The sequence below is a fragment of the Flavobacterium sp. FlaQc-49 genome, from assembly GCF_044005985.1.
In the GTDB taxonomy this organism is placed as follows: Bacteria; Bacteroidota; Bacteroidia; order Flavobacteriales; family Flavobacteriaceae; genus Flavobacterium; species Flavobacterium cupriresistens.
Genome location: NZ_JBIPCS010000003.1, coordinates 583,402 through 596,404, shown reverse-complemented (window position 1 = coordinate 596,404; position 13,003 = coordinate 583,402). Strand labels below are relative to the sequence as shown.

Genomic DNA, 13,003 nt, shown 5'->3' with positions numbered 1-13,003 from the left:
AATAATTATTAACGAATTTAAAAGAATCGCGTTTATTCCCCCTATTTACCGCAAAGCAAAAACCTAAAGAAATAATTTCACATTTATAATCTATTGATTTATTGCTTGAAGAGATTGATATTTCTTTTCTTAAATTATATGGCTTTGTTTCCTGTAAAACTTGGCCTTTTTAGAAACAAAAACCAGATGTTATTGCATCTGGGCTTCAATTATGTTAAGTTCAAAAATTTAGTAATAAAAATATTCCGTTTTTGCATATTCAACTCCTGTATCATCAACATGTCTGGCAGCTACCGGAAAACTATTTTCATCATAGTCGTAGGTAGTAAAATAACTTACACTAAAATTATAAATAGATTTTGTTGTCGTTTTTGTTTTATTATGTACCAAATAGTTAAAATCTGAATAACGTAATAATAAATTAAAACCTACTACATTTTTAAAAGGATTATTCCTCTTATCATATTCTATAGCTATAAATTCAACTCCTGTGGGGTCATCGAAACGTTCATCTTTCACAATAGCACCATTAACATAGATCAATCTGCCATTTCTTATAGAGCTTTCTTCATTGGTATCTTTATCAACCGTAGCTATTACAAAAGAAACTGTCCCACCAAGATTATGAGTATAAGTTGTTTTGGTTAAAAAAACGGTACCATTTTTTAAATCAATTCTTTTTTCAAATAGCGTTTTCAATTTATTATTTTCATATGTTAAATCAGTTACAGTACTATTATACTTTCCCCATATTTGCTCATATCTAGTAATTAAATCTCCAGTATAATAGTAATTTTTTGTGTAGTTTAAAAATCCCGTGCTACTTGCAACTTCTTTTACCAGTTTTTTTCCATCATAAGTAAAATTAATTTCATGAACACCTTCGGAAGTATTTGTTAAAATCATTTTTTTTATCAAAACATTTGATACATTGGAGGGATTGGAAGGAGTCGACGGAGTCGAAGATGAATCATCACTCGAGCAAGATGTTAATATCAACACTAAAGCACTAAAAAGGCATAATATTTTTTTCATTCTAAACAAATTACTAGTTAATAGTTGCGGCAAATGTATTGCATTCAAATTATAAATTTGAACTAAAAATCAGTCCATTCTAAATAGTAAAAAAACGAATCTTATCCGCCGAAATCGTAATAAAAGCATTTCATCATTTAACTCTCTAAAAAACAAACTTGTACTAAATTACACCAATTACATTCGCCGATGAAATTTAAAAAAAGGCTTTATTTCTAGTATAGCACCCATATAAGACAATTCTTTCTTTAAAAATTTCCCATTCTATTGAGTACTCCTTTCAAAAAACAGAAATCTAAAATCTCGTTATATTAAGCATACATAATTTTACAAAAAATTGGCTTTTTAATACTCAAAATTAAGATTAGCGAATCTATCAATTCACTACTTTTACACTTCTAAAATTTTAAATCTAACTATGAAATTACTCTATTCATACATAATCAAACATAAGTTACTGTTGTTTTTCGCCTTAATTATGGCCACAATAAACATCTGTTTTAGCTTATCAGACTCTATTATTACCGGTAAATTAATGCAGGATTGCGGGGTTGGACTGGCGAAATACAAAGGAAATGAAATTGGTTTTATAAAATCTTTGTCCTTCTGGTTAGCGCTTTCGCTGGGTGCCGCAATGATCTCAAGAATCACCAAAAACTTTCAGGATTACTTCACTAATATCGTTATTCAGAGAACAGGAGCTCAAATGTATACTGATGGTATTAAAAAATCACTCGATTTACCTTATGCCGAATTTGAAGATCAACGAAGTGGAGAAACTTTAAGTAAACTGACCAAAGTACGTTCTGATTCTGAGAAATTAATTACACTTTCGATCTCTTTAATTTTTCAAACCATTATTGGGTTTGTATTCGTGATTTTATATGTATCCCGAATCGATTATCGTATTTCTATAATCTTTTTAGTTACAGCTCCGATTATTGCTTTGGTAAGTTCTTATCTGGGAAAAAAGATCAAAATCGTTTCTAAGAAAATTGTAAATCAAACCAATGCTCTGGCAGGCTCTACAACTGAAAGTTTAAGAAACATCGAACTTGTAAAAAGTCTTGGTCTAACCTATCAGGAAGAAAAACGTCTGAACTTGAACACTTTTAAAATCCTTCAACTTGAATTGGAAAAAGTCCGATTCATCAGAAGTTTAAGTTTCATACAAGGTACTACGGTTCATTTTTTAAGAACCTGTGTTGTTTTTACGTTGTACTATTTCTTGTTTGGAGGAAAAATTATTGTGGGTGATTTATTGACCATGGTCTTTTTTACATTCTTTATTTTTGGTCCGCTTCAAGAGTTAGGGAACTTTATCATTGCCCTAAATGAAACAAAAGTTTCCATGGAAAATTTCCGAGTGCTTTTAAATGCTCCAAAAGAATTCCGTCCAAAAACACCAAAGCATGTTGGAATCATTCAATCCCTGCTTTTTTCTAATGTTAGTTTCAAACATAAAACAGCCAAATTCAAAGCCGTAGAAAATATTAACTTCGAAATTAAACAAGGACAAACTGTTGCTTTCGTCGGGCCATCAGGCTCCGGAAAAACAACTTTGGTAAAACTATTGGTTGGATTATATACTCCGGAAGAAGGTCAGGTGCTTTACAATGACATTGATTCAACCGAAATTGATTTATTGGACTTAAGAAAACAGTTAGGTTTTGTAACACAGGATGCGCAACTGTTTTCAGGAACAATTCGGGAGAATTTATTATTCGTAAAACCATCTGCAACAGACGAAGACTTATACGACGCCCTAAAAAGAGCCAGTTGTGAGAAACTGCTAAAACGTGCCGAAGATGGCTTAAACACCACAATTGGTGAAGGTGGAATTAAAGTTTCCGGCGGAGAGAAACAGCGTTTATCGATTGCCCGTGCTATTTTAAGAAACCCGAATTTATTGATCTTTGATGAAGCCACTTCTGCCTTAGATTCTATAACAGAAGAAGAAATCAACGCAACAATCCGAAACATATCCGATAAAAACAGAATCACGGTTTTAATTGCACACCGCTTATCTACCGTAATGCATGCCGATAAAATATTTGTTTTAGAACAGGGTAAAATTATTGAGCAAGGTAAGCATGAGGATCTAATTGTTGAAAAAGGGTTGTATTATGCTATGTGGCGTCAGCAAATTGGAGAGCGCAAATAAATTACATACCCTTAACAAAAAGCCGGTTTCAAAAATCTTAACTTTTAAAATAACAAACCCGACAGGTTTTTGAAACCTGTCGGGTTTAATTAAATAATAATATTATTAAGTTTTAACTACTTTACAAACTCGATCGCCTTAGCTAAAGCCTCTTTAATCCCATCAGTATTTTTACCTTTTCCGGATGCAAAGAAAGGTTGTCCTCCTCCATTTCCTTCAATATACTTTCCTAATTCTTTAATAACAGCATTTGCATTCAAGCCTTTACCTGCTACTAATTCTTTAGCTATGTAACAGTGAATATTTGGCAAACCGTCTTCTGTTGAAGCTAAAAACACAAACGAATCTGCTTTTGAACTTCCTAAAGCTGAAGCTAGTTCTTTTGTAGAAGCCATGCTTAAATCTACTTGTTTCGCAAGGAAATGTACGCCGTTTACAACTTGAAAATCTTTCTCCAGTTCGGTTTTTAAAGCGCCAACTTTTTCTTTAAGCAACTGCTCAATTTGTTTTTTCAGTTTAGCATTATCATCTTGCAATGTAGCAACCGATTTTAAAACATCCTGTGGATTTTTAAGTGCTTCTTTTATCTCCGTTAACGTATTTTCTTGATTCTCATAGAAATTCTTCACAGCATCACCCGTAATCGCTTCAATACGACGAATTCCTGCTGCAACCGCTCCTTCAGAAATGATTTTGAAATGCCAGATCTCAGCAGTATTCTTCACGTGAATTCCTCCACATAACTCCTTACTGTCACCAAACTCAATCATACGAACATTATCGCCATATTTCTCTCCAAACAAAGCCATTGCACCTTTTGACAAAGCTTCCTGAATCGGAATATTTCTGTGTTCAACTAATTGCAATTGCTCTTCTATCTGAGCATTTACACTTGCCTCAACCTGACGTAATTCAGCATCAGAAACTTTGCTGAAATGTGAGAAGTCAAAACGCAGATAATTTGGATTTACCAATGACCCTTTTTGCTCTACATGAGTTCCTAAAATACTTCTCAAAGCCAAATGCATCAAATGCGTAGCCGAGTGATTTTTGGACGTTGACGTTCTTAAATCTGTATTTACTTTTGCTGTAAAACCAGCCTCAATATTCTCCGGCAATTGTTTTGCAAAATGCAAAATCAGATTGTTCTCTTTCTTGGTGTCGATGATTTCAATCGTTTCATTTGCAGAAACCAAGATTCCTTTATCACCAACCTGTCCTCCTCCTTCCGGATAAAATGGAGTGTTGTCTAAAACGATTTGATAAAGAATTCCATCTTTTTTAGAATCTACTTTACGAATTCTGGTAATTTTTACTTCATTCTCCGTTTGATCATAACCTACAAAAGTTTCTACATTTCCGGGAATTAAAACATTCCAGTCTTCCGTTGAAACTTCAGATGCTGCACGAGAACGCGCTTTCTGTTTTTGCAATTCACTTTCAAACTCCTCTTCGTTGTACGAATACCCTTTTTCTTTCAGGATTAAAGCCGTTAAATCTTTTGGGAATCCAAAAGTATCGTATAATTCAAAAACTTTAGCTCCCAAAACTTCTTTTCCGTTTGTTTCAGAAACTACTTTGTCTAACAATTGTAATCCTTGATCTAAGGTTCTTAAAAAAGAAGCCTCTTCCTCACGAATTACATTGGTAACCAATTGTTGCTGCGCTTTTATTTCAGGGAAAAATTCTCCCATCTGATTCGCTAAAACTTCAACCAATTTATTAATAAACGGCTCTTTTGTATTTAAGAAAGTAAATCCGTAACGAATCGCACGACGCAAGATTCTACGAATTACATAACCCGCTCCTGTGTTTGATGGCAATTGTCCGTCTGCAATAGCAAATGCAACCGCACGTACGTGATCTACAATTACACGAATCGCAATATTAGTTTTATTCTGTTCCTCACTCTCTTCGACTCCGCTCAGAGCGACATCATTCGGTGTATATTTTAAACCTGTGATTTGTTCTACCTTTTCAATAAGTGGCGTAAACACATCTGTATCGTAATTAGATGTTTTTCCTTGTAACGCCATACACAAACGCTCAAATCCCATTCCGGTATCTACGTGTTGCGCAGGAAGTTTCTCCAAAGAACCATCCGCTTTACGGTTGAATTCCATAAATACATTATTCCAGATTTCAACTACCTGTGGATGATCATTGTTTACAAGACTTTTTCCTGTAACCAATGCTTTTTCTTCTTCAGTACGTAAATCAACATGAATTTCTGAACATGGTCCGCATGGTCCCTGATCTCCCATTTCCCAGAAATTATCCTTCTTGTTTCCAAGAATAATTCTGTCCTCGTCGATTAACGTTTTCCAAATATCCCAAGCCTCCTGATCAAATGGCACATTGTCTTCCTTGCTTCCTTCAAATACAGAAACATAAAGATTTTCTTTTGGAATTTTATAAACTTCTGTCAATAAAGTCCAGGCCCAATTGATGGCTTCTTTTTTGAAATAATCTCCAAAAGACCAGTTCCCAAGCATTTCAAACATGGTATGATGGTAGGTATCAAAACCTACATCTTCAAGATCGTTGTGTTTTCCTGAAACACGAAGACATTTTTGCGTATCGGCTATTCTCGGACTTTTTGGTGTTCCATTCCCTAAAAAATATTCTTTAAACTGGGCCATCCCCGAGTTATTGAACATAAGGGTTGGGTCGTCTTTAAGTACAATTGGAGCAGATGGAACAATTAAGTGTCCGTTACTCTTAAAAAAGTCTAGGAATTGTTTACGTACGTCTTGTGATTTCATATTTTTATTAATGCGATATTTTGAAAATGTGTCAATTTGATACTGTGTCGATTAGATAATAAAACAATTAATAATGCTTCATTTAAAATTAAAAATTTACCGTTCCAAACAATAAATGATCCAATTACCACATTATCTAATTATCTAATTGATTTCTTTAATTCTTGAAAAAAAGCAGGGAACAACTGAAACATTTATTAAATTTGTTCCACTAACTATTTTACAAGCTGCAAAAATAGGGTATTTTAAAATATGGCGAAAGTAAAATATTATTACGACTCAGAAAATCTGGCTTATACGAAAATAAAAACCAGAAAGAGAATCAAAATTGGTTATGCATTACTGTTTTTGCTGGCTTCAGCGCTGTTTGGATTTTTAATTTTTGTTCTTCTACTCAACACTCCTTATTTCGAAACGCCAAAAGATCGCCTACAGGCACGTGAAATTGAAAACTTGAAGTTACATTATTCGATTTTGAATAAAAAAATGGATGAAATTAATGAGGTAACAGAAGCACTCGAAGACCGCGATAACAACATTTACAGAGTCTATTTTAATAAAGCCGAAATTCCGGATTCTATACGAAAATCAGGTTTTAGAGACCTCAATCGATACAAAGACTTAGAAGGATATAATAATTCGCAATTGGTATTGAATACCACCAAACGAATTGATAAACTCTCCAAACAACTGGCCATCCAATCCAAGTCATTGGATGAAATTTTAAAATTGGCTAGTGCCAAAGGAAATTTGTTATTGGCAATTCCTGCCATTCAGCCAGTCCGAAATGAAAATTTGAAACGTATTGCTTCCGGTTTTGGATATCGAATTGATCCTTTCACGAAGGTGCGAAAAATGCATAACGGTATGGATTTCACCGCTAATACGGGTGCTCCCGTTTATGCAACAGGTGATGGAGTAATCGCCAGAGCTGACAATACAGCGTCAGGTTTTGGAAATCATGTAGTCATCAGGCACGGTTTTGGATATGAGAGTTTGTATGCGCATTTAAGCAAATACAACTGCAGACCCGGACAACATGTTAAAAGAGGCGATATTATTGGATACGTTGGAAGCACCGGAAGATCAGAAGGACCACATTGTCATTATGAAGTTCATAAAGATGGTAAAGTCGTAAATCCTTTGAATTTTTATTACGGAAATATTTCAGCAGTAGAATATGTTGCTATTTCACACATGGCCAATCAGGAAAACCAGTCATTAGATTAATACTGTAAAAAGTAGTAAGTTTGAAGTACTAATAGAAAAATACAAATCATGCATATTGAACTTTCTAAAGATAAAAGATATTACAGCATTGGCGAAGTTGCCAAAGCTTTTAATGTCAATGCCTCTTTGATCCGTTTTTGGGATAGTGAATTCGATATTTTGAAACCCAAAAAGAATGCTAAAGGCAACAGAATGTTTACTCCGGATGATATTACCAATTTACAATTGATTTATCATTTGGTAAAAGAACGTGGTTTTACACTCGAAGGCGCCAAAATCCATTTGAAAGAAGGGCAAAAGAAAACATTAGATAAATTCGAAATAATACGTAAATTAGAGTCGATAAAAATACAATTAACAGAAATTAAGAACGAATTATAACAGCATTTTAAAACTAAACACAAATTTAAATCGAAACAAATATGAAAAAATGGTTAATCCCCGTAGGAATTATTGTAGTACTGGTTGCTATTATAGCTTTTTGGTCAATTGGAATTAAAAACACCGGATTAAAATACAGCCAGGCTGTTAATAAAGAGTGGGGAAATGTGAATACTGCCTACCAAAGAAGAAATGACCTGATCGGAAACTTAGTAAACACGGTAAAAGGTGCAGCTGATTTCGAAAAATCGACTTTGACAGCGGTTATCGAAGCGCGTGCAAAAGCAACCTCAGTAACTATTGACCCAAGTAATGTTACTCCGGAGCAATTGTCTCAATTTAACCAAGCACAAAGTGGTGTGTCTTCTTCTTTATCAAGATTATTAGTTTCTGTTGAGCAATATCCAACCTTAAAAGCAAATGAAAATTTCCTAAAATTACAAGATGAATTAGCGAGTACTGAAAACCAAATTTTAACAGCAAGAACTCGTTTTAACGAATCAGTTCAGGAGTACAATGGTTATATTTTATCTATTCCGAACAAATGGTTTTTAGGTGAATACAAAGAAAAACCATACTTCCAAGCTGTTGCAGGTGCTGAAAAACCGGTTGAAGTAAAATTCTAAAAAAAGATTCGCTATTATGATTACCGGTTTTAGATTGCAATTAAATCTAAAATCAACAATCTAAACTCTAAAATAACTCAAATGTCAAAAGTAGAAGATTTTTTATCCAAAAAAGAAGAACAAGAAATTGTTAAAGCTATTGGTATGGCTGAAAATAATACTTCGGGCGAAATTAGAGTGCATATAGAACAAACTACTTCTAAAGTCCATTTTGACAGGGCTTTAGAAGTTTTTCACGAATTAAAAATGGATGAAACGCAACTTAAAAATGGTGTTTTATTCTACTTTGCCGTGGCAGATAAAAATTTTGTCATTTGTGGAGATAAAGGTATAAATGACCTTGTATCATCAGACTTTTGGGATTCGACCAGAAACATTATGGTCACCCAATTTAAATCCGGAAACTTCAAACAAGGTATTGTCGATGGCATTTTAAGCGCCGGAGAACAATTAAAAAAATACTTTCCACGATTGGCTGACGATACTAACGAATTATCAAACGAAATCTCAAAAGGATAAACAATGAATATTTCCAAAAATAAAACTTCAAATTCTAAAGGAATCTTTCATTTATCCTTTCTGTTAATCGCTTTTTTTACCGTTAATTGTGTTTTTGCCCAATTTACTATTCCGGAAAAACCAAGTTTTCAAACCTCTGTTTACGATTATGCAAACGTTCTGAGTGCAACTGAAAAAACACAGTTAGAACAAAAGCTCATTCGGTATTCGGATTCTACCACTACTCAAATTGTAGTGATTACCATCGAAAGTTTGCAAAATGAAGATGTTAGTCAGCTCGCTACAAAATGGGGACAAACATGGGGAATTGGCGGAACAGCAAAAGACGACAATGGTGTTATTATTTTATTAGCCAAAAAGGAGAAAAAAATTGCCATTAATCCAGGTTATGGTTTAGAAGATCGTCTGACTGCTGGAATTGGTGGTGAAATTATCAGAAATATTATTATTCCAGAATTTAAAGCAGGTAGTTACTACAACGGACTTGACAAAGGAACTGACGCTTTATTTGATGTTTTTAAAGGAAAATACAAAGGTGAACGCAAGCAACAATCAAAAGGAAAAAATTTTCCTATCCTCCCTTTTATTGTTATTGTTGTAATTGTATTATTTTTGATCTCCAGAAACAAAAGAGGTGGCGGAGGAAATTCAGGCAATAACGGTGGAGGCCCTAGCCTTATGGACGTTATTATTCTGAGCAGCTTAGGGCGCAGTAGCGGAGGAGGCGGTTTCGGAGGCTTCGGTGGTGGATCATCAGGCGGAGGTGGCGGTTTCGGCGGTGGATTTGGAGGCGGAGGTTTCTCCGGTGGAGGATCTAGCGGAGGATGGTAGACTTTTGGTCGCGGGTTCTAGTCGCAGTCGCAGTTTTAAGTCGCAGGAACTGGGGGCGGTTTTGAAGTTTCAGGTTTCAGGTTTCAGGTTTTTTGAAAAGATATTTTAGGTTACATTTTACAAGTCACATTTCACAATTTATAATTCAATTTAAATGTTATCACATAAAGCAAAATACGCCCTTAAGGCCTTACTTTATTTAGCAGAACAAGACGAAAATCACATTTCTAAAACAATAGAAATTGCTGATGGAGCGAACATTCCTAAAAAGTTTTTAGAACAGATTCTATTGGATCTGAAACGAGGACGTTTTGTGAGCAGTAAGCAGGGGAAATTTGGCGGATATTATTTGATAAAATCTAAAAACGATATTACTTTGGCCGAAATTCACCGTTTATTTGACGGTGCCATTGCACTTTTACCTTGTGCTTCATTAAACTTTTACGAACCTTGTTCTGATTGTAAAACAGAGTCAGAATGCAGCTTACATCACGGTTTAGTCCTTATTCGAGACAAAACTTTGAAAGCTATGGAAGGGATCACTATCGCTTCACTGGTGAAGAAATAAAAAAATATTTTTTAAATTCGACTATTTTTATAGAATTTATATATATTTGCAGAAAAAATTAGCAAACCAGTCCAAAATTAAAACCTTATGAAAGTACATTCGAATCGATCAGGTGGATCAAAAAGTTTTTTGCAAAAAAATAGAAATAGTCAATTCACTGCTGTGAAAAACAATTCTTTTTGTATGTGTATGTGTTGGTAAAAAAAATTTAATTTAAATTCTACTAATCACATATAATTAATATAAAAATGAAAACTACTATAAAAAATATACTTACAATACTATCCTTTTTAACTTTCTCCATCTCTTTCGCACAAAATATAGAAGGTGTGGTAACAACAGATGAAAACATACCCTTACCAGCGGCTAATGTGGTCATAAAAGGAACTACTTTTAATACTACTACCGATGCCAGCGGAAAATTCAGCATAGACACTCAGGGAAGACTTCCTTTAACACTATTGATTCAATATGTTGGTTATACAACTGCTGAATTTGCTATCACAACTTTACCAAGCTCTCCGCTATTGGTAACATTAAACGAAGAAAACAAACTTATAGAAGTTGTTGTTTCTTCCAGACGTCGTATCGAAAAAGTACAGGATGTACCAATTGCTATTTCGGTAATTACCGGTAAACAAGCGGAGCAAACAGGCGCTTTCAATGTCAATCGTATCAAAGAGTTGGTACCTTCTGTGCAACTCTATTCTTCAAATCCAAGAAATACAGGAATCAACATCAGAAGTTTAGGTTCTCCTTTTGGTCTTACTAATGATGGAATTGATCCGGGAGTTGGTTTTTATGTTGACGGTGTTTATTACGCCCGTCCGGCAGCAACTACTCTGGATTTTATCGATGTAGAACAAATCGAAGTATTACGCGGACCACAGGGATCATTGTTTGGAAAGAATACCACTTCGGGAGCTTTTAACATTACGACCCGTAAACCAAGTTTTACTTCGGGTGCAGACTTTGAAGTTAGTTACGGAAATTTTGCCTTTTTGCAAGCCAAAGCATCTATAACAGGAGCTTTAAGTCAAAAAATAGCCGGTCGTTTGTCTTTTTCAGGTACACAACGTGACGGTTTAATCGATAATGTTGCCACAGGAAGAGCTACAAATACCTTAAACAACCAAGGAATTAGAGGTCAATTATTGTATACTCCGACAGCAAATACGAATATTACCCTTGCGGCAGATATTACAACACAGCGCCCTGACGGATATGCGCAGGTTGTAGCGGGTGTTGCTCCTACTCAAAGAGCTCCATACCGCCAATTTAATGCTATTATTGCCGATTTAAACTATCAGCTTCCAAGTCAGAATGCATTTGATCGTAGAATAGATCATGATACACCGTGGCGTTCCGGACAAGACTTAGGAGGTATATCACTTAATGTTGATACCAAAATTGGAGGTGGAACACTTACTTCTACAACAGCTTGGCGTTTCTGGAACTGGGATCCTTCAAACGACAGGGATTTCACAGGATTACAAGTACTTGCTAAATCACAAAACCCAACCAGACAAACACAATTCACACAAGAAATACGTTATGCAGGACAACTTAGCTCAAAATTGAGCGGTGTTGTAGGGGTATTTTTTATTGATCAGACTTCAAAAACCAATGGTACTGAGGAATCCGGAAATGCACAATGGAGATTTTCACAAAGCTCAACAAGTCCGTTATGGAAAACTCCGGGTCTTTTTGAAGGATATGGAATCAAAACAGATGCTCGCATAAGATCTTCCAGCGCAGCTGTTTTTGGACAATTAGACTGGGCTGTAACCGAAAAATTGCATGTATTACCAGGTTTACGTTACAACTTTGACAAAAAAGATGCTGATTATACCCGTACTACTTACGGAGGACTTCAGACTACTGATCCTGCATTGCTTGCTTTGAAAAAACAAGTTTACAGCGATCAGGCCTTCACATCAAATACAGATGATACCGATTTCTCCGGAAATATAACCGTGTCTTATAAAGCTACGGACAAAATCAATGCTTATGCTACATTTGCAAAAAGCTACAAACCGGTTGGAGTGAATGTTGCCGGACTTCCGACCAATTCAGCTGGTCAACCCTTACTTAATCTTGCCGTAATTAAACCGGAAGAGGTAAATCATTATGAAGTTGGTGTAAAAACTTCTCCATTTAAGAACTCGATTTTTAACGTGACTTTCTTTAATACTGATATCAGAAACTTCCAAACCAATGTTCAAGCTGCTGAATTGGGAGTAAACAGAGGTTATCTTGCCAATGCGGATAAAGTTCGTGTAAGAGGTGTAGAATTGGACGCCAGTTTTGTAGTAAATCAAAACTTAACAATTAACGGAGCGGCTACGTATACTGATGGTAAATATGTTAAGTTTACCAATGCACCACTTCCATTAGAGGAAACGGGAGCTCCGGTTGCTTATAAAGATGTGTCCGGAACTGATCTGCCGGGCGCATCCAGATGGGCAGGATCTTTAGGAGGGGAACTTTCCGACAATGCAAAATTCTTCGGAAATGCCGGTAAAGTGTTTCTAGCCTTAGATTCTTACGCTCGTTCTGAATTTTCATCAAGTCCCTCTGCGTCAAAATATTTAGTGGTACAAGGTTATGCAATTTTTAATGCTCGTTTAGGTTTCCGTGCTACTGATGGTCTATCAGTACATTTCTGGGGACGTAATCTTTTAAACAAGGATTATTATGAGCAATTATTACCTGCAGGAGGAAATACCGGACAATATGCTGGTGTCTTGGGTGACCAGAGAACGTACGGAATCACTTTGAAATATTCTTTATAAAGTGACCCTGCTGTAACCCGTTGCTTTTTTTTTAACACATAGAAACATAGAGTTAGATGGAATAGATACCAAAACGAGGCCCGCTTTAA

General features: G+C 35.3%; 10 protein-coding genes. 8 read left to right on the top strand and 2 right to left on the bottom strand.

The features are described from left to right. Window positions 1–228: 228 nt before the first annotated feature. Entirely contained in the window at window positions 229–1,035 is an 807-nt protein-coding gene (locus ACHRV3_RS08950) for a hypothetical protein (protein WP_395433995.1), read from the bottom strand. A 418-nt stretch (window positions 1,036–1,453) separates the two neighbouring features. Here ACHRV3_RS08950 and ACHRV3_RS08945 point away from each other — a divergent pair, with 418 nt between their 5' ends. Continuing rightward, a complete protein-coding gene (locus ACHRV3_RS08945; protein ID WP_047777981.1) occupies window positions 1,454–3,199 on the top strand; it encodes an ABC transporter ATP-binding protein in 1,746 nt (581 codons plus the stop codon). A 116-nt stretch (window positions 3,200–3,315) separates the two neighbouring features. Here ACHRV3_RS08945 and alaS read toward each other — a convergent pair whose 3' ends face one another. Next, entirely contained in the window at window positions 3,316–5,964 is a 2,649-nt protein-coding gene (gene alaS / locus ACHRV3_RS08940) for an alanine--tRNA ligase (protein ID WP_395433994.1), read from the bottom strand. Window positions 5,965–6,216: 252 nt separating this feature from the next. On the opposite strand from alaS, the gene ACHRV3_RS08935 reads away from it, so the two are divergent. The 7 genes from ACHRV3_RS08935 (at window position 6,217) to ACHRV3_RS08905 (ending at window position 12,914) form a co-directional block, all read left to right on the top strand. After that, window positions 6,217–7,194 (top strand): M23 family metallopeptidase, encoded by a 978-nt coding sequence (locus ACHRV3_RS08935; RefSeq protein WP_230004705.1) that lies wholly within the window; start codon window positions 6,217–6,219, stop codon window positions 7,192–7,194. Window positions 7,195–7,242: 48 nt separating this feature from the next. Next, on the top strand, window positions 7,243–7,575 hold the full coding sequence (locus tag ACHRV3_RS08930) for a MerR family transcriptional regulator (RefSeq protein ID WP_047777988.1): 333 nt from the start codon (window positions 7,243–7,245) through the stop codon (window positions 7,573–7,575). A gap of 41 nt (window positions 7,576–7,616) precedes the next feature. Further along, on the top strand, window positions 7,617–8,201 hold the full coding sequence (locus tag ACHRV3_RS08925) for a LemA family protein (protein ID WP_047777989.1): 585 nt from the start codon (window positions 7,617–7,619) through the stop codon (window positions 8,199–8,201). Window positions 8,202–8,282: 81 nt separating this feature from the next. Beyond that, window positions 8,283–8,720, top strand: a complete 438-nt coding sequence (locus tag ACHRV3_RS08920) for a TPM domain-containing protein (RefSeq protein WP_395433993.1) — start codon at window positions 8,283–8,285, stop codon at window positions 8,718–8,720. Between the two features lie 3 nt (window positions 8,721–8,723). After that, window positions 8,724–9,551, top strand: a complete 828-nt coding sequence (locus ACHRV3_RS08915) for a YgcG family protein (protein ID WP_047777992.1) — start codon at window positions 8,724–8,726, stop codon at window positions 9,549–9,551. A 154-nt stretch (window positions 9,552–9,705) separates the two neighbouring features. Then, the gene (locus tag ACHRV3_RS08910; RefSeq protein WP_047777994.1) at window positions 9,706–10,119 is read left to right on the top strand and encodes an Rrf2 family transcriptional regulator; all 414 of its coding nucleotides are present in this window, start codon (window positions 9,706–9,708) and stop codon (window positions 10,117–10,119) included. 248 nt (window positions 10,120–10,367) lie between these two features. Continuing rightward, window positions 10,368–12,914: a TonB-dependent receptor gene (locus ACHRV3_RS08905; RefSeq protein ID WP_395433992.1), complete on the top strand. Its 2,547-nt coding sequence runs from the start codon at window positions 10,368–10,370 to the stop codon at window positions 12,912–12,914. The last annotated feature ends 89 nt before the right edge of the window (window positions 12,915–13,003 follow it).

Bases quoted from the DNA above. Each gene is read 5' to 3' on its own strand.
- ACHRV3_RS08950 (WP_395433995.1), bottom strand. From the start codon at position 1,035: ATGAAAAAAATATTATGCCTTTTTAGTGCTTTAGTGTTGATATTAACA.
- ACHRV3_RS08945 (WP_047777981.1), top strand. From the start codon at position 1,454: ATGAAATTACTCTATTCATACATAATCAAACATAAGTTACTGTTGTTT.
- alaS (WP_395433994.1), bottom strand. From the start codon at position 5,964: ATGAAATCACAAGACGTACGTAAACAATTCCTAGACTTTTTTAAGAGT.
- ACHRV3_RS08935 (WP_230004705.1), top strand. From the start codon at position 6,217: ATGGCGAAAGTAAAATATTATTACGACTCAGAAAATCTGGCTTATACG.
- ACHRV3_RS08930 (WP_047777988.1), top strand. From the start codon at position 7,243: ATGCATATTGAACTTTCTAAAGATAAAAGATATTACAGCATTGGCGAA.
- ACHRV3_RS08925 (WP_047777989.1), top strand. From the start codon at position 7,617: ATGAAAAAATGGTTAATCCCCGTAGGAATTATTGTAGTACTGGTTGCT.
- ACHRV3_RS08920 (WP_395433993.1), top strand. From the start codon at position 8,283: ATGTCAAAAGTAGAAGATTTTTTATCCAAAAAAGAAGAACAAGAAATT.
- ACHRV3_RS08915 (WP_047777992.1), top strand. From the start codon at position 8,724: ATGAATATTTCCAAAAATAAAACTTCAAATTCTAAAGGAATCTTTCAT.
- ACHRV3_RS08910 (WP_047777994.1), top strand. From the start codon at position 9,706: ATGTTATCACATAAAGCAAAATACGCCCTTAAGGCCTTACTTTATTTA.
- ACHRV3_RS08905 (WP_395433992.1), top strand. From the start codon at position 10,368: ATGAAAACTACTATAAAAAATATACTTACAATACTATCCTTTTTAACT.